Source organism: Pseudomonas sp. MF09150 (assembly GCF_059862355.1).
The window spans coordinates 1,366,297-1,383,807 of sequence record NZ_JCBCUS010000001.1; the positions used below are offsets into that span (position 1 = coordinate 1,366,297).

The window sequence follows — 17,511 nt, forward strand, 5'->3', positions numbered from 1 at the left end:
CTGACTTGGCGGGATAAACCATCGGTGACTGAATTGCCAGTGTTTCGAAGAGAAAAGGAGTGACTGCTTTTGGCTGGTTGAATCCACAGCCAGAAGCTGACATTCGCAACGTTGCACCAGCCTGCGTTGCCGTTTCCCCTGAAACGAGCGTTCGAGGGAACAGAGGAGAAGACCTCCATCGACGTTTATGATCTAAAGCAGACTCCTGAGTGATCTGCGTTTTTAATTCAGCACACTCTTGATCGCTTTGCACACGAGCAGATCAAGTGGGGTAAAAAGCAAGAAAATCGCTGATGAGGGCTGGGTCATTCAATCAGTACCTTCGCTGCGACCAATAAGCCCTGTCGTCTGAGCTATCTGCACTAATAGTTGCTGACGATCCGATAGGTTAGCGAAACCAACCTTTTGACTTTGCGACGAATACCCGCAAGTGAAAATTGTTGACGATGGTACACACCGAGATCGATTGCCCCGCAGAAAGATAGACTATTTGGGGGGGCCATCGGTAGCGACTCTATCGTCTTTAGGTTATCTTCGACAGTATATACCTACCTTCTCGCCTGAAGAGGGAGGACTGATTGGTCGCTCCGAGGTTTACTCTGAGCTCACTTGAACCCGGGGATATCTATGGATAGTAGCAACACATTCCGATGGCTTCATATCAGCGATTTTCACGCAGGCATGGATGGTGCCAGCAAAAAATGGGATCAAGTAAGGAAAAAATTCCTTGATGATATTTCAAACTTCATCAAACAAAATGGAACTATAGATCTAGTCATATTTTCAGGTGACCTAACCCAAGCTGGCAAAAAAGAAGAGTTTGATTATTTAAAATCTGAACTAAAAGCAATTTGGGGAAAATTTGCAGAGACTGGTTGCAATCCAGTTCTATTTTGCGTGCCGGGCAACCACGACTTCACTCGCCCTAAAGCAGGAACACCAGTTGCGCTTGCAATCTCCAATTGGGATACGTCTGTAGAAGAGCAGTTTCTTTCGAAAGAAAGTGCGTATGACACCGAACTCAAGAACATTTTCAAGGAATACACCAATTTTACTGGAGAGCTAGCCAAAATAGGCATCAACTTCCAAGTTGATCAATCTGGCGCGCTTCCCGGTGACTCTTCATGCGTAATTACAGTCAGGGGGAAACGTATTGGCTTAGTAGGGCTAAATACTGCTTGGTCTCAATGGAAAGGTGGAGACATGAAACGCCACCTTCATATTAGCGAGCAACAAATTTCTCTTGTGCTACCAACCTCTCTTGACGATTGGACTCAGGATAACGATATTAGCCTTTTGGTAACTCATCATCCTTACGACTGGCTGACGGATGAATCCCAAGTTATTTTCAATAATTACACAAACCCTTTGGGCGCTTTCAGCGGACACTTATTCGGCCACATGCACGAGTCAACTGCAAAGTTTGAAAATTATGGCCACACAACCAACAAAGCCTCACTACAAGCTGCATCGTTATTCGGCCTTGAAAAGTATTCAGAAAAAAACATAGAAAGACGCCACGGCTACTACTATGGTCAGGTTAATTTTGAAACTGAAAAACTTAAATACTGGCCACGAAAAGCTGAGTTGATGACCGGCGCAGGAGGTTGGAAGATAGCTCCAGAAACCAGCTCTCTCCCCGAGGGAAGCTTTGAAACCGGAGAAATCCCCTTCCAAACTACAAAAAAAAAAAATTTAACGCTCACTACACTAGAGCGGAACCACCAAGATGTAGGGAAGCTTGAAATTGAAGAGCTTCCGCTACAGCATCACCTGTTGAAGCTAAATTACCCTATCCCCCCTTTCCAACGTTATATGACGTGGACTTATTATCCGAAATTGCTTGCAAATTCGGTGGCCGCATTAGAGTCCGAAAGGCTGACTTGGCACATATCCCCATGGGATGCTTACGGTGACCAATTTATTTCCGCATTAAGCGAGGCCGTAACCCCGAAGCCATCCAGATACTTTCGTGTGGATTTTTCTCAACTCCAAAACTCAACGTCATTTTTAAGATCTGTTGAGAATATTTGCGGACTTAATTATGCCTCTTTGGTGGCTATATTAAACTCAACTCCTCAGGCAATTCTCATCCTCGATAATGTGAGCCATGAGAAGCTTGAGACAGGCACTAGCCTCCTTGAGGATGCTATATCTTTTGCCCAGGACATCATCCGGTTAACCAGTACAACTAGGTTAATTTTACGCTCTCGATCCATACCGCTCTCTCCGCCCATGCCTTACATCTATCTGGATGTTATGGATGAAGCTGACACAAATCAGTTCGTTCTAACACATCCTCTTAGGGACAACGTTCCTAGTAGTGCAGCAGCCACAGGAGAGATCCACAGACTGGGGGGAGGCTATCCCGGAGCAATTCAGAGAATTTTAAATAAGCTAACTTTCACAAGCATTGGCGAGGTTGTCAGCGAAAGTTCAGAAATGGCAGTTAAAAACGTAGACCTGAGCCTTATAGACTCTAGCTTGGTTTTTAAAATCAAAGAGCTAAAGAACAGCGGGGACCAGGAATTATTCGACCTTCTTGCTGTATTCTGCGTCTTTCCTTACGGCGAGGATATTAAGCAGCTTAGAAATTTGAGACAGGGAAAGCCACTCTACCCAATGCAGTCCGCGAAATTAGTTCAGCGCGGCCTCTTGAATACTATTAAACAGGACTTTTTTGATCGTGAACAAGAAGACCTACCAAAGATCGTAATCTCAAGCGACTCAACAAATGAATACATAAGAGCTACTGATCCTGACCAGTTCTTTGAACTCACAGAGCGAGCTATCGACCTTTATTTTGGAAAAAATTGGCGCTCTGGAAAATATAAACTAGGCCAGAGTTTTAGCCTTGAGATCTTAACAGAATTCGAATACTCCACGCGAAACGCGACTAATCTACTCCGTCGGGTTTTTAAAGACGCTCAACTCTCCAAAACACCTCGAAAAATGCAAGATGCGCTGGGGCTTATAAACTTTTATACAGCAAAACTTGACTTCAAGTGCCGCCATAAAGAAATCTGCGAGTTATTAGCTTTAATTGTTCCGACCTTACAAAGCCTCACTAAATGGAGCGCTGCTCGAGATATTCTTTTTCGATATGCGAACGCGATGCGTATGCTTAAAAACTTCGAAGAGGCGGAGGAGCTTTATAAAGAGCTTCTTGAAACACCCGAGCAATCGACTAGCCAACAGTCTAGGCTGAATCTTAATTTAGCGCTGTTGTATGACGAGCTAGATGATGAGCCCAACACATTAAAACATGCAAAGGCAGTAAAGAAAGACTATGCCAAGAAGTCAACCTATTACCATGCACGCTCGATAATAATTATTCGCTCCAAAACGAGCAATATGCACAGCCGTCTCAAATCGCTAGAAAAAAAATGTCAGCAGGAAAACCATTTGAGAGCTGCCAACAACATTGCTCTACGCGTGGCCAATCGCTTTGAAACAAGCGAAATCGCCATGCAAACTTTTGGCAGAATTACCATGACGGCGATTAGAGAAGACGACCTTTACAACCACGTAAGAGCTTGCACAAGATACGTCGAGCTTTTATTGGCCTCGAACACCCCCATAAATAAACATGTAACTAAGTCCTTAAGTAGGTGTTACGATTACGCCAGAAGCCAGCGGCTCGAAAAGTTATTCAGGTCGGCTCACTCGTCATTATGGCAAATACTTGAAGCCAAGCGGAACGATATATTGCTTGGTCGACTAATGGCATTGAGTTCAAAAACGCTGAGATTGTTACAAGATGAAGCACTCGAACAGGTATATTTACAGAAGCTGGTCAATCGCAGAATTGGGCCGGATAACTGGTTGCTGGAAAGGGACTACTTATACATTCAAGGTAGAATTCAAGACTTCAAATTAAAAACTTCTCATAAATTTTTGGAGAAAATTTGATATTGCTCAGCCTAGAATTAGCCATAGCTTTGACTAGGCTGCTCTCATCAAGAATTTACTTATTCGAACCTTTTCAAACCAGCGTGGCATTTAGATCCTATGTTCCAAGATACTCATTGCATGGGATCACCTAGCAAACCAACTTTGTACGGCTGATAGTCAATGACGGTCTAGTACAGGTGATCACGTAACAGACCGTATTTCGCAGGGGAGCGGCATGGAAGGGATCCAGCAGAATTTCCATCGATAGGATAGCCATGAGCGTCACCTTGAGGTGTCTCAAATGTGGTGGGCTAGAACAGGTGAGACCGATGCGGCTGAACAGAATGTCCCTCTACCTGCGCAACTTTTGTTAGCAAACGCTTGCCATGAGTTGGGTAAGGCCGTTTAACGTCCGCTTCTGGCCGAGGCTGTGTGAAACCGTTTTTGAGCGCGACAGGTACTCAAAACCGGACTGAAAATCGCGTTTCTACGCAAAATCCACATCTGCTGACGTACCGATAAATTTGAGATTTAACGTAGACGCGCGCACTTCAATTTTGGAAAAGCGTTTTTACACACTCTGAGCCGTAAGCTACCTGTTGATTTTCTACGTCATCGACATGAAACCTTCCACAGCTGATCAAGCTTCGTGGTATAGCTTTGGCTCATCATCTCCCGCCGCATTCCCCAGTCCGGATTGGTCGGTACGCTGGCCGATCGAAGTGTTCCCCTGCCCCACCGGCCATTGATCTGATCAAGTACCGCCATCACCTTCGTAGCCTCGGCTGGTTGAGATGTAGCGAAAAGATCGTCGGTATACTCGCCAGGCTGGCACAGGTTCAGCAGCATCACTTCCGCCTTGCTGTAGTTGAAGCCGGGCCTGAACACCCGATCAAGGGCGTCAACCGCGGCCTTGGTCAGCAGCCGAACATCGTCGGTCGGGTATGGCAGATCCACTATCACGCCATTGGCGTACTTGGCCTCCTCCGGATTGAACATGCCGGTACGGATGCTGACGCGAATCTTTTTGCACAGTGAGCTCTGAGCGCGGAGCTTTTCCGAAGCACGCATCATGTAGGTGGCCACGGCCTCTTTGATCGGTGCCAGGTCCTTGAGGCGCTTGCCGAACATCCGGCTGCAGCAAATCTCCTGTTTCGGTGGGTCGGGCTCGTCCAGCTCCAGGCACGGCGTGCCGGCCAGCTCCCGGGCCGTCTTCTCGATTACCACACTGAAGTTCTTGCGCAGCGTCCAAGGGTCGGCCTTGGCCAGGTCCATCGCGGTCTTGATGCCCATGGCGTCCAGGTGCGCTTTCATCCGCCGGCCGACGCCCCATACCTCTGACACATCGGTGTTGCGCAACACCCAGTCGCGTTTGACCTGATCGCAGATATTCACGACTCCACCGGTTTGCGCCTGCAGGCGCTTCGCTGTGTGGTTGGCCAACTTGGCCAGGGTCTTGGTGTGGGCAATACCGACGCCGACCGGGATGCCGGTACAGCGCAGCACCTGGGCCCGGATCCGCCGGCCGAGCCCGTCCAGGCCATCGATCCCAGTAAGGTCGGCGAAGGCCTCATCGATTTAAAGGAAAGATGTCAACCCATGGACATCGGTTTGAATGAATATTTTTCAGGGTTTAGATCAGGTGTCCGATGTCCATAGACCACACGCATTTTTCACAGAAATGGATCACGTGGTGTCCATGGCAAATACGCGAATTTTGTGACGACGAAAGCTAGCGTGACCAAGATGAGCCCGCTCCAATAGTCCAAAGCTCATCCAACCTGGTTGTATAACTGGGGCTCTTAAGCTCTCTCCTCATACCCCATTCAGGTGATACAGGGACGCTGGCAGTCCGCAATGTACCTCGCCCCCACTTGGCATTTATCTCATCCAAAACATTCATCACTCGCCCGCTTGCCTCTGGCTGTGATGGCGCGAATAGGTCGCCGGTGAATTCGTTAGGCTGCCGCAGATCCATCAGCAGTATCTCCGCCTTGCTGAATTTGAATCCCTCCTGGAACAGCTCGTTTAGAGACGCAACCGCAGCCTTTGTGATGACCCGCGTGTCGTCCGTTGGATATGGCAGTTCACAGATAACACCGCGAGCATATTTGGGCTCGTCGGGATTGAACATGCCGGTGCGTATGCTCAACAGCTTGTCCCGGCGAACTGAGTCAGTGATGTCTACGACACCACCGGTTTGGCGTTGCCAACGCTTTGCTGCATGGTTTGCGAGCTTGGCCAGTGTCTTGGTTCCGGCAATACCTACCCCCACAGGAATGCCGGTGTAACGAAGCACCTTCGAGCGTATTTGTCGGCCCAACCGCTCCAATGGCACAGTCATTCCGCTTAGGTCACAAAATGCTTCGTCGATGCTGTAGGCCATCGAATTTACAACCAGACTGTCGATAACAGTCATCACTCGTTGGCTCAAATCACCGTAGAGGGCGTAGTTGCTAGAGAAAGCCACAATCCCGTGCTGCACGAGTTTTTCTCTGATCTGAAAGTAGGGCTCGCCCATCTTGATGAATGGCTTTGCGTCGGCGCTACGAGCAATCACACAACCATCGTTATATCTGAATGACCCTAACAATTAGCAGAGAATAACTTACTGATTTATAAAGAAATTATTCAGCTAACATTTTTTGTGTTTTTTGGCCTGGCGGCGAGTCTTCGGCTGGCGTTTCGCCGTGTTCAGAGCGGTGGCTTGCATCATTTATTATACGTTTCGTGGCCTGATCGGCAGAGAAAGGCCAATAGATGACTGTCGGCCACGACAAAAAACAAAGCGTTTCCACTGCTGTAGCACGTAGTTGGCTTGAGCTTTTCTGCGACGACAAGATGATTGCATCCATCTGCTATCGTCTGCGCCAGCGCAACCGTTCAGAATGACCACTAGCACCGCAGTGGGCACTACCGAGTCAGCCACCAGCCATAGGTGAAGGGGCAACGTTTTAGGAGTACGCCCCGAATTAACGAAGAACGTACTCCACGATCAAAAATCGAGCAAAGACCTACTGTCCAGGCTTGGCCGGTGGCTGCCCCTGCATATAGTTTTGGTGCCACATCATGTGATCCATCATCATCTGTTGCATCCCCGTGTACCTGTCCATCATGTACTGGCGTTGACTCTTTTGCTCCGGGGTCAAGTTCGAGTAGTCCTGCCACCCCATCATGTGGCCGCCCATCATGCCACCGCCCATCATGTGTCCATTGCCCATCATGCCGCCTCCGCAGCAGCCCATCATTCCCGGCCCCCACATACCGTTCATCATGCTCATTCCATTTTGCATGGTATTCCAATGCTCCTGAAGGAGCTTCTGACGCTGCTGGGGATCTTGGGTCTGCTGAATTTTCTCCATCTCCGCCTGCATTTTCTTGAAGGTTTCTTGCGCCTGGGACATCTGCTTATCGAACTCGGCAACATTTGGAGTTTGTTGCTGCGTCTCCGTCACTTGAGATTGCTGAGCTGCTAACGCCCATATGGGGGAAAGCGATGCGGCGAGGAAAAGAACGGCCAATTTGGTATTTTTCATTTCGCGCTGCCTTTGTGGGGGTGAGCCGAACCAAAATCTAATGAGCCAAACGATTACGGTGCTTGGGTTCAACCGCATTCGCCCGAAATTATAGACCTCAGCATGACAATCGCCTGTTAACGCTCAATGATTAGCAGAACTACCCACGTCGACCTTGATTTATGTCATAGCCTGAGGCGGTCTCCGAAGTCCGCTGTTTGCGCCGGAGACCAAAGAGCCCGGATGAGCACTTGGCGATGCCCAACAGCCCCCTCATGGCTGCAAGGGGCAGCATCCACACGGCCATGACCAATTGATAAGCCGTGACCATGCGTTTGCAGCCTGCCGCGACAGACTTCGAAAAGCCAATTTCAGCCGATACTGACTGACAGCTATGGGGCGTTCTCTGCCGGTCAGGGCCACGAAACATACTGGTCAAATTCGATGCAAATGAATGATCAGGTTGAATGACCAGGTCGTGTCCCAGCGAGCCCAGAATGGGGTATGAAGCGCAAGATGCTTAGTCCCAGCTACACAACCCGGCTTGATCAGCTTTGGACGGTCAAATTCCAATAGGGGCTATTTTCCGGGCTTCGGGGTTATAGAGACAACCTTTCCACTGACGACTGCTTTCAACTCAGCCATTTCGAACAGTAGACGCTGGTTAACAGAAGCAATTCGGACAAGCTCCTCTAAAAGCTGATCGTTTTCCGCTCGGAGTGCCCTGTTTTTCTCCTTCTCATTCATCAACGCCTGGTGCTTCGAATCTCGCTGTGCGCGCACTGATTTTCCCATCAGATTGCGAATTTTCTCTGCCACCGCTGGGTAGGTATTATGGTGTTGCCGCTGACTGAAAACTGACCCAGGTGTTCAACTACTTCTGCTCACTTTCCGAGCAGGAGAACACAGGGTGATCAGCATGGAAATGTTGGGGAAAATTCGGAGGATGTACTTTCGCGACAAACTGTCGCTGCACCAGATCGCCAAGCGTACCGGGCTGTCGAGAAACACCATCCGAAAATGGGTCAGAGCACCCGAAGCCAGTCAGCCGGCGTACCAGCGGGGCGCTACCTTCAACAAACTCAGTCCATTTCACGAGACGCTGGAGCAGGCGCTCAAGGCCGATTCGTTTCGGGCAAAGCACAACCGCAGGAGCGCCAAGGCACTTTTCGAGCAGATCAAGGCCGAGGGTTACGACGGCGGCTACAGCCAGCTCACCGCCTTCATCCGCTCGTGGCGCGGTGAGCAAGGCAAATCTTTACGTGCCTTTGTACCGCTGACGTTTGCACTCGGTGAGGCTTTTCAATTTGACTGGAGTGAAGAAGGTCTGCTGATCGGCGGCCTTTTCCGACGCATCCAGGTTTCCCACATGAAGCTGTGCGCCAGTCGCGCGTTCTGGTTGGTTGCATATCCCAGCCAAGGCCACGAGATGCTGTTCGATGCCCATAACATTCATGGGGTGTCGCATTTCGGCTCCACGGTGAAGGTCCGCGAGGCATCAACCGCTCCAATACGCGCTAAGGTACTGCGCCCAATCAGCACGGGATAATTCATCTTGCCCCGATCCTTCAGCGAGAACTCCTCATCATACATACGCGATCCGATACATATTTTCATCATCACAACCGGACGCCGCTCCGCGCCGCCGGCGCCACGCACTTTTACGTTACGAACGACCTTGCGCTCAAAGGATGAGTTGGTCATCTTGCCAGTCATGTTGTCTTTGACTTCCACGTTAAAGCGGACCCACCTCTCGTTGTCCTTTTCAAACCGTTCCAGATCCTTCGCATCCATGGACGAGGTTAACGCTCCGGTATCGAGCTTGATTTTCACCGAGATGTTTTCTGGTTGAATCTGCCCTTCCTCCACCCACCCAAATACCTTCGGGGGTGACTTCGTCTCGGCAAATCCGGGCGCCATCGCCAAAGCAAAAACCCCCGCAATCAACCATCTTGTCGTTCGATACGGCATAAAGGAAACCTCTTTTATGGGCTGAGAGAGTTGTTTCTTGTGCTGTAGGGAGCTTAGGTTGTCTGCTGCTCCGTCAATGACGAGCCCTAAACATCCTCGTAACTGCGGCTGTTCGCCCATTCCAACTCATGCTGCAGCTCCAGGTGGAAGGCCTCATAGAGCAACCAGGCCTTCTGACAGTTCTGCTCCAGAAGTCTCTCTGCCTCAGCGCTGATGCCCGACTGCTCGCGCAGTGCCATCAACTTCAGGTAGACAGCATAAGCCGCATCTCGACTCTGGACGGCATGCCCTTCGGCGATAGTGCGGTTTAAACCCGCCATTAACTGCTCTATCTCAAGCGTGTAATTATCAGTCATACGTCACGAGCCTCTGGTTGGAGGAAAGGCGTGAACAGCAGCCAGCAAATGCCCCTAAATCACGCTTTCAAGGCCAGAATTCGGCGTGCCCCATTTAAGACGATGAGGCCCACAACAGTACCAATCACCAAATCTGGATAGGCAGAACCTGTCCAGGCGACCAGCACGCCGGCAACGATAACGCCAAGGTTCGCCAGCACGTCGTTGGCTGAAAAAATCCAGCTTGCTTTCATGTGTGCACCGCCTTCGCGATGGCCATAGATCATCAAGAGACAGCTGACGTTGGCAACCAGTGCGACTGCGCCAATACCCATCATCAGCATCGACTCAGGTTCGCTGCCGTAGAGAAAGCGTCTCGCCACTTCCACGAGTACACCCAGGGCCAACACGATCTGAAAGAAACCCGCCAGGTGCGCAGCGCGAACCTGCAGCCGTGCACTTCGGCCGACTGCATAGAGAGCCAGGCCATAGACGGCAGCATCAGCAAACATGTCCAGTGAGTCGGCCACCAGGCCAGCCGACTGGGCGATCAAACCTGCGCCCATCTCCATGACAAACATCGCGGCATTGATACCGAGTAGGATTTTGAGCGTGCTTGCCTCCTTGGCAGTAGTCAGCTCTTCATTGGAACTGTTGGCCGAGGCCGCTTCCTGACTGGCCGGTTCAGTCCCCAGTAACGTTGCGCCCAGGCCAAGTGACTCCAGTTTTGTAGTGATCAGATCAACAGGCCCGTCATGGAAAGCGCGTACCTGCCTGCTCGCCAGATCAAAGGACAATGAATGGAGCTCAGGCAAGCCATTTAATGCGAGCCGAATCATCCGTTCTTCTGACGGACAATCCATTTTGGGCACCAAAAAACTGCTAACCCATGTTCCATCATTCGACGACGAAGATGCCGCTTCAGTGGTTGTTGACGCGGGGCCACAACCACAGGATTTATCACAGGCGCTCATGATCCACTTTTCCTATCGGTTTCCACTCTGGCCATTGAAAACCATATAGTAGGTATAGGGTCAAGCGTAGATATACTAGATTTTTATCGAGGAACCACTGATGCGCATCGGTCAACTAGCACAGCTGACAGGAGCGGATATTCAGACCATTCGTTTTTATGAGCGCCAACGTCTGCTTCCACCGCCCAATCGTCAGGCCAATGGCTACCGCGCCTATGAAGCGGAACATGTGGAAAGACTGCTGTTCATCCGTCGCTGCCGGTCGTTCGGTATGTCGTTGGAGGAAATCGCTGTTTTGCAGAGCTTTCAAGCACAGCCGCAGCAACCTTGCGCGGCGGTGAATGCGCTGCTTGATAGTCATATTGTTCAGGTCAGAACCCAAATCACGTCCTTGCAAGTCCTGGAAGAGCAATTGGTGAGATTGCGCCGCTGCTGCGATAACGAACGACAAAGCTTGGACTGCGGAATACTTTCGGGCTTGGTGGAGGGCGGTTCAACACACTCCTGATGCACGCGCCCCTTCGCTTTTGCTCAAAAATTTAGTCCTTGACCATATAGCGACTATAGGGTGTTCACTGCGCAACAACAGAGGAGACGCCATAATGGCTAATTGTTGCGACGACACCCCGAAAAAAAGCTCCTGCGGCGATTCTGCGGAGACAAGCTGCAGTGCAACGGCTTGCGCGGCACCGGCAGCACCGGTAGGCGAACTGAGCAGCTTTCGCATTGAACAAATGGATTGCCCTACTGAAGAAGCGCTGATCCGCGGCAAACTGGAGAAACTGCCCGGGGTGCAGGCGCTGCAGTTCAATCTGCTAAACCGAACTCTCGACGTTCGTCACGAGCCGCTGTCTCCACAGGTGCTTGTGGAGGCCATAGCTTCATTGGGGATGAAGGCTGAGCCATTGACCGCCGCGCAGGGCACTCGTGTGGTAATTGCGCAAATGGACTGTCCCACCGAGGAGCGACTGATCACCGACAAACTGTCCGGTATGCCGGGCATCTCGGCACTGCGGTTCAATCTGCTGCAACGAACACTCACCATCAGCCATGAGCCGGAGGCACTGGCGCCCGCGTTGGACGCGATCCGCGCGCTCGGCTTCACTCCCCAGCTTGCGGCCGAAACCCAATCCTCGACCGAACCGCATCCACCGACCAACGCTTACTGGTGGCGGCTTGGGCTGTCCGGAGCCGCCGCCGCATCCGCGGAGATCTTGCACTTCACCCAGTTGGTGCCCGAATGGGGCGTTGCGGCCATTTCCCTGGCGTCCGTGTTGCTGTGCGGGTTGGCCATCTACAAGAAAGGCTGGATCGCCCTCAAGAACCGCAACCTCAACATCAATGCGCTGATGAGTATTGCCGTTACGGGCGCGATTCTAATTGGGCAATGGCCCGAAGCTGCCATGGTGATGTTCCTGTTTGCGGTCGCGGAATTGATCGAGGCCAAATCCCTCGATCGCGCTCGGAATGCTATCCGCGGCCTGATGGACCTGGCTCCGGACAAGGCGACGGTGCAGCAACCCGATGGCCGTTGGATCGAGCTGGAGGTGGCCACGGTCGGCATCGGAAGTCTGGTCCGGGCTCGCCCAGGTGAGCGTATCGGCCTGGATGGGGAGGTGGTCAAAGGTAATTCAACGATCAACCAGGCACCCATCACCGGCGAGAGCCTGCCTGTGGAAAAGGGGCCAGGCGATACGGTGTTCGCCGGCACCATTAACCAAGCTGGCGAATTGGAGTATCGCGTCACGGCGGAAGCCAGCCATACCACCCTGGCTCGAATCATCCACGCCGTCGAAGAGGCTCAGGGTGCCCGTGCGCCAACCCAGCGCTTCGTTGATCAGTTCGCGCGGATTTACACGCCGACGGTGTTCCTGTTCTCGCTGGCTGTGGCTGTCGTACCGCCCTTGCTGATGAACGGGATGTGGTTCGACTGGATCTATCGTGCCCTGGTATTGTTGGTGGTGGCGTGCCCCTGCGCCCTGGTGATTTCCACCCCTGTCACCATCGTCAGCGGCCTGGCGGCCGCCGCTCGCAAAGGCATTCTGATCAAGGGCGGGGTGTACCTGGAAAGCGGCCGCAAGATCACGCACCTGGCTTTGGACAAAACCGGCACCCTCACCCATGGCAAGCCGGTTCAAACCGACTTCCTACCCATTGGCACAGACCTGCCAGCGGAATACCTCTCGGCGGCGGCGAGTCTGGCCAGTCGCTCTGACCACCCAGTGTCGCAAGCCATTGCCAACCAGGCTGCTGAGCGCTCAATACCGTTGCTGGCCGTAGAGAGTTTTGAAGCTATTGTTGGGCGCGGCGTCCGCGGTGTTATTGACGCTCATCAGTACCATCTGGGCAATCATCGATTGCTAGAGGAGCTCGGTCTTTGTTCGACTGGATTCGAAGCGTTATTCGAACGATTCGAGCGTCAGGGCAAAACGGTTGTCATCCTCTCCAACAAAACTCAGGTGCTGGCCCTGTTCGCCGTGGCCGATACGGTGAAGGACAGCAGCCAGGCTGCCATTGGCGAACTCCACGCACTGGGCGTGAAAACGCTGATGCTGACGGGCGACAATCCGTACACCGCCGAAGCGATCGCCGCGCAGGTGGGCATCGACGAAGCCAAAGGTAACCTGTTACCGACCGACAAGCTCAGCGCCATTGTAGACCTGATCAACAACGGAGCTACCGTGGGCATGGTCGGGGATGGCATCAACGATGCCCCCGCACTGGCTCGTGCCGATGTCGGTTTTGCCATGGGCGCGGCGGGTACCGATACCGCGATCGAGACTGCAGATGTGGCGATCATGGACGATGACCTGCGCAAGATCCCGGCCTTCATCCGCCTCTCCCGGCAAACCGCTGCGGTGCTTATGCAGAACATCGGACTGGCTCTGGGGATTAAGGCGATCTTTCTGGTAGTCACGCTGGCCGGTCACGCCACGATGTGGATGGCGGTATTCGCCGACATGGGGGTAAGTCTGTTGGTAGTCCTGAATGGATTGCGCCTGCTGCGCAAGTGAGGGCGAGATGAACAGCGAACTACGTACTGCCATCGGCATGGCCTTCCAGCAAGCCGAGCAGGCACTTGCGGCCAAGGAGCCTTGGCGCGCATATCCCTGGTTGGAGCGCGCCCACATTCTCAGTCAGCGCCTGCCAGTGCTGCACGTATGCAGCCATTGGTTGATGCTCCGGGCTGGCTGGCAACAGCGCGACTACCGGGAAATGCTTGGCCAAACCACACGGATAATGGCCGCCTTGCTGTTCAGCAAACTCTGGGTACCAATCGGCAACACCGGACGGGCCAGGATCAGTGCATTCCGCTCGATGCCAGTACCAAAGGATCTGCAACGACTACTGCAAGGTAAGCACCAGTGAAGGCACATCAGGAAGCAACGCACTACGTCACACCTTGGTTTTGGTGGGGACTGGCGACTGCAGTTGCCACCCTCGATCAAGGGTTCAAATCCATCGTTGAGCGTCTATTCGCGCTGGGTTCAACGCTTCCCTTGAGTTCATTTTTCAATCTCGTGCATGCCCGGAATACCGGCGCAGCCTTCAGCTTCTTGGCTGAAGCGGGCGGTTGGCAGCGTTATTTTTTCATCGCCATCGCTTTGGCCGTGTCCGTGGTGCTCGCCCTGCTGCTTCGTCGTGCGCGCCCCCCGAGCGAAGCCTTGGGTTATAGCCTGATCTTGGGCGGCGCTATCGGTAACCTCATCGATCGGTCGTTCCGCGGCTATGTTGTCGACTACTTGGACTTCTACTACCAGACATGGAGTTGGCCGGCGTTCAACCTAGCGGATATCGCCATCGTCGGTGGTGTTCTACTGTTGTTCCTGAGCAGCCTGTCGCAACCGAGTCCACAAGCAGGTCGGACGGGATGAAGGTGCCCGCAGCGGTCGACTCGCCTCGCTGGTCCGGTCGTGCGTGGATTGCCCCTGGCATGGCTATCTTCATCGGCCGCGCCGGGCATCAAGACCGGCACCATCATCAGGCACACCAGATTGCACTGGGAGTGAATGCGCTCGTCTCCGTAGAGTCCCCCCAGGGTTGCCACACCGGGGCCGCGGTTCGCATTCCTGCGGGTGTTCGCCATCGGCTCAGCGGCGACATCGTCATGTCGATCTACCTAGATGTATTGTCGGATGAAGCCCGGGCTCTGCCCGAGGGCAGAACCCTGGCGCCGCTCGAAATTGCTACGGCCGACGTGACGAGGCTGATCGATGCCTTAGACGAGACGACCCTCGATGTCCGAAGGGCAGTTCGGAGGGCGTTGGGAGTAATCGACCTGCCGACAACCGACCCGCGCCTGGCTGCGGTCAGCGCAGCCGTGCACAGCGGCAGCGTGCGGCGTGACCAACTCGCCGCCTTGGTGCACCTGTCTCCGACGCGTTTTTCCCATTGGTTCGTGGAGCAGACCGGCCTGCCGATGCGTAGCTATGCAAAATGGCTGCGCCTCACCCATGCAGTTCAGCTATTGGCCAGTGGGCTATCGATGACCGAAGCGGCACACGCGGTAGGCTTCTCCGATTCCGCCCATTTTTCACGAACCTTTCGTGCGCTGCTGGGCATAGATCCATCCTCAGCGCTTGCCGAGGTTCGCCTGCAGGAAGGCTAGCTCTTTCGTTCAAGCTGCCAGCGCGTACCCACACATATCGTAAAGGCTCACAACTCAGGAGCCCGATAATGTCCAGCATTTCTCGTTTCGCCATTCGAAGGTTGAGCTATCCCTTAGTATTTGGCGGCTGTGCGGCCTTCATGGTGTGGGCGTTATACGCTGGAATGCCCTATTGGCCGACATCCCCCCTTGTCGCTGCGGTCGGGCTGCTGGCCATCGCGGCATTGGAGCATCTTCTGCCGTTTCGGCAGGAGTGGCTGGAAGATCACCAGGACACCCAGACGGACTTGCTGCACTTGCTAGTAAACCTTTCCGTCATTCAGTTCACGGCAGAAATCGTGGCCAAACTGGGGGATGCGGTACCTGCCTCGATGCGTCTATTTCCCAGTGAGAGCCCATTATGGCTGCAGCTGTTGCTAGTTGTGGTGGTGCTCGACCTGAGTCTGTACAGCATCCACCGAATCAGCCACCAGGTGCCCTGGCTGTGGCGTTTCCACATGGTTCACCACAGTGCCGAACGGCTGTACTGGATGAACGGTGAGCGGCGCCACCCCCTCCACGCTGCGCTCATGGCAGGCCCTGGGCTGGTAGTGCTGCTCGCTTCAGGGGCACCCTCGGCGGTGGTCGCGACCTGGTTTGGCATTTTGAGCGTGCACCTGGCCTTCCAGCACTCGAACCTGGATTACCGGGTGGGCTGGTTACGACATGTGTTTGGGGTCGCCGAAATCCATCGTTGGCACCACAAGCGTGACTTCGAAGATGCCCAAGTGAACTTTGGTGAGTTTCTGATGGTATGGGATCGGTTGTTCGGCACGTTCTACGACAGCGCAGGGAAGCTGGGCGAGGCAGAGGTTGGACTGCATGAACAGGGATTCCCGCAGGGCTATTTGGAGCAGCTTGTTGTGCCCTTTGGAAAAGCAACCTTGCCCCAAATAAACCGCGATGATACGTGACATATAATGGCATGACCGTGTGCCTACACCATCACTCGACGGACGAGCTGGTGTTGTTTAGGTTGACGGCCTTTTTTTGATACCCGAGGGGAGCGCTATGGATAGGGACGCACTTGAACAGAACCAAATACCGATCTATTTCGTCGCGGTCATTGCCGCAGCAATCGGTGGGTTCATGGCGCCTGTGGCTGCTCAGGGGTTGAACGCTTTGGTAACGCCAACCATCGCCGTGCTGATGTACGCGATGTTCTTACAGATTCCCTTTCTTAATCTGCGTGAAGGACTGAGCAATAGACGCTTCATGTCAGCCCTGCTGATCGCCAACTTTGTACTGATTCCGCTGTTGGTATGGGGGCTCACTCGGGGACTCACGGATCATCCGGCGATCCTTGTTGGTGCTCTCCTGGTACTGCTGACACCCTGCATCGACTACGTGGTGGTCTTTACTCATATTGGCAAGGGCGACTCTCGTGGAATCCTTGCAGCCACACCAATCCTGCTGCTGCTTCAGCTGGTTCTGCTACCCGTGTACTTGGCCTTCATGTTGGGTGGACAGTCCGAAGTCATGATCTCGGTTGGCCCCTTTGTTGAAGCCTTTCTCGTGCTGATTGTCGCGCCGTTGTTATTGGCGGTGGTAACAGCGGCGCTAGCCAAAAGTCGAAAATCGTCAGTGGTTGGAATGCCGCCTGGGCTTGGCTACCTGTCCCAGCAATGGCTGCGGTTCTGGTCGCGGTGGTCGGCTCTCAAATCTCCTCGGTCGTTCGCGACATCGACAAACTTGCTCCGGTCATCCCCGTATACATCGGCTTCATGCTATTGGCTCCGTTGGTTGGCGCTTTGGCTTCGAGAGCTTTCAAGCTGCCGTCCACGACTGCCAGAGCAGTGACATTCAGCTCGTCAACACGCAACTCTTTGGTCGTTCTCCCACTGGCCCTGGCATTGCCTGAAGAGATTCGAGGCCTTGCGGCGGCGGCGGTGATCACCCAGACGCTAGTCGAGTTGGTGGGTGAGCTGATCTACATCCGCGCAGTACCGGCACTAATTTGGCGAAAAAGTTCGCAGACTGCGTCAATAACGCGATAGAAATCGAAACGTCGCGACATGGTTTTGATCAAGCTTGAATGACTGCTACTGGCCGATTCTGTTGAAAAAGTCGGTCTTTCCCGACCGCCCACGTAGTGACTGCTGAAAATACCTTTTTTGCGTGCAGCTACGCGAAATCTGAGCCTGGAATCCTCTGCTCAAATTAAAGATATCAAT

General features: G+C 53.1%; 11 protein-coding genes and 6 pseudogenes. 10 read left to right on the plus strand and 7 right to left on the minus strand.

The window, feature by feature from the left end; translation table 11 throughout:
* Positions 1 to 627: 627 nt before the first annotated feature.
* Positions 628 to 3,912 (plus strand): metallophosphoesterase, encoded by a 3,285-nt coding sequence (locus AC19YX_RS05865; protein WP_500605879.1) that lies wholly within the window; start codon positions 628 to 630, stop codon positions 3,910 to 3,912.
* A gap of 594 nt (positions 3,913 to 4,506) precedes the next feature.
* Here AC19YX_RS05865 and AC19YX_RS05870 read toward each other — a convergent pair.
* The 3 genes and pseudogenes from AC19YX_RS05870 to AC19YX_RS05880 form a co-directional block, all read right to left on the minus strand.
* Positions 4,507 to 5,472, minus strand: a pseudogene (locus tag AC19YX_RS05870) (DUF4113 domain-containing protein); the annotation flags it as partial.
* 154 nt (positions 5,473 to 5,626) lie between these two features.
* Positions 5,627 to 6,466, minus strand: a pseudogene (locus AC19YX_RS05875) (DUF4113 domain-containing protein); the annotation flags it as partial.
* A 442-nt stretch (positions 6,467 to 6,908) separates the two neighbouring features.
* Positions 6,909 to 7,430 carry a hypothetical protein gene (locus tag AC19YX_RS05880; RefSeq protein ID WP_271674645.1) on the minus strand — a complete coding sequence of 174 codons (522 nt, stop codon included), beginning with the start codon at positions 7,428 to 7,430 and terminating at the stop codon, positions 6,909 to 6,911.
* A gap of 459 nt (positions 7,431 to 7,889) precedes the next feature.
* Between AC19YX_RS05880 and AC19YX_RS05885 the strand changes: the two are divergent.
* A pseudogene (locus AC19YX_RS05885) lies at positions 7,890 to 7,985 on the plus strand (DUF4113 domain-containing protein); the annotation flags it as partial.
* Between the two features lie 3 nt (positions 7,986 to 7,988).
* Here the strand turns inward: AC19YX_RS05885 and AC19YX_RS05890 are convergent.
* Positions 7,989 to 8,279, minus strand: a pseudogene (locus tag AC19YX_RS05890) (TetR family transcriptional regulator); the annotation flags it as partial.
* 49 nt (positions 8,280 to 8,328) lie between these two features.
* On the opposite strand from AC19YX_RS05890, the pseudogene istA reads away from it, so the two are divergent.
* Positions 8,329 to 8,856 (plus strand): annotated as a pseudogene (gene istA / locus AC19YX_RS05895) (IS21 family transposase); the annotation flags it as partial.
* Positions 8,857 to 8,861: 5 nt separating this feature from the next.
* On the opposite strand, the gene rloA3 reads toward istA, so the two are convergent.
* The 3 genes from rloA3 to AC19YX_RS05910 all read right to left on the minus strand — a co-directional run bounded on the left by rloA3 (position 8,862) and on the right by AC19YX_RS05910 (position 10,689).
* Positions 8,862 to 9,329: a retropepsin-like aspartic peptidase RloA3 gene (gene rloA3, locus AC19YX_RS05900; protein ID WP_238560711.1), complete on the minus strand. Its 468-nt coding sequence runs from the start codon at positions 9,327 to 9,329 to the stop codon at positions 8,862 to 8,864.
* 137 nt (positions 9,330 to 9,466) lie between these two features.
* Entirely contained in the window at positions 9,467 to 9,736 is a 270-nt protein-coding gene (locus AC19YX_RS05905; protein WP_017849243.1) for a hypothetical protein, read from the minus strand.
* Positions 9,737 to 9,795: 59 nt separating this feature from the next.
* A complete protein-coding gene (locus AC19YX_RS05910; RefSeq protein ID WP_222017743.1) occupies positions 9,796 to 10,689 on the minus strand; it encodes a cation efflux transmembrane domain-containing protein in 894 nt (297 codons plus the stop codon).
* 100 nt (positions 10,690 to 10,789) lie between these two features.
* Between AC19YX_RS05910 and cadR the strand changes: the two genes are divergently transcribed.
* From cadR to AC19YX_RS05945, 7 genes and pseudogenes are all read left to right on the plus strand, one after another.
* Entirely contained in the window at positions 10,790 to 11,197 is a 408-nt protein-coding gene (gene cadR, locus AC19YX_RS05915; RefSeq protein WP_081610207.1) for a Cd(II)/Pb(II)-responsive transcriptional regulator, read from the plus strand.
* A gap of 94 nt (positions 11,198 to 11,291) precedes the next feature.
* Complete coding sequence (locus AC19YX_RS05920) at positions 11,292 to 13,703, plus strand: heavy metal translocating P-type ATPase (protein WP_081610208.1); 2,412 nt, start codon at positions 11,292 to 11,294, stop codon at positions 13,701 to 13,703.
* A gap of 7 nt (positions 13,704 to 13,710) precedes the next feature.
* Positions 13,711 to 14,058: a DUF3703 domain-containing protein gene (locus AC19YX_RS05925; RefSeq protein WP_017849247.1), complete on the plus strand. Its 348-nt coding sequence runs from the start codon at positions 13,711 to 13,713 to the stop codon at positions 14,056 to 14,058.
* On the plus strand, positions 14,055 to 14,564 hold the full coding sequence (gene lspA / locus AC19YX_RS05930) for a signal peptidase II (protein WP_017849248.1): 510 nt from the start codon (positions 14,055 to 14,057) through the stop codon (positions 14,562 to 14,564). The genes AC19YX_RS05925 and lspA overlap by 4 nt, the downstream gene beginning before the upstream one ends.
* A 59-nt stretch (positions 14,565 to 14,623) precedes the next feature.
* On the plus strand, positions 14,624 to 15,298 hold the full coding sequence (locus tag AC19YX_RS05935; RefSeq protein ID WP_271674341.1) for a helix-turn-helix transcriptional regulator: 675 nt from the start codon (positions 14,624 to 14,626) through the stop codon (positions 15,296 to 15,298).
* Between the two features lie 68 nt (positions 15,299 to 15,366).
* The gene (locus AC19YX_RS05940; RefSeq protein ID WP_017849250.1) at positions 15,367 to 16,251 is read left to right on the plus strand and encodes a sterol desaturase family protein; all 885 of its coding nucleotides are present in this window, start codon (positions 15,367 to 15,369) and stop codon (positions 16,249 to 16,251) included.
* 97 nt (positions 16,252 to 16,348) lie between these two features.
* Positions 16,349 to 17,334, plus strand: a pseudogene (locus AC19YX_RS05945) (arsenic resistance protein).
* Positions 17,335 to 17,511 lie beyond the last annotated feature (177 nt).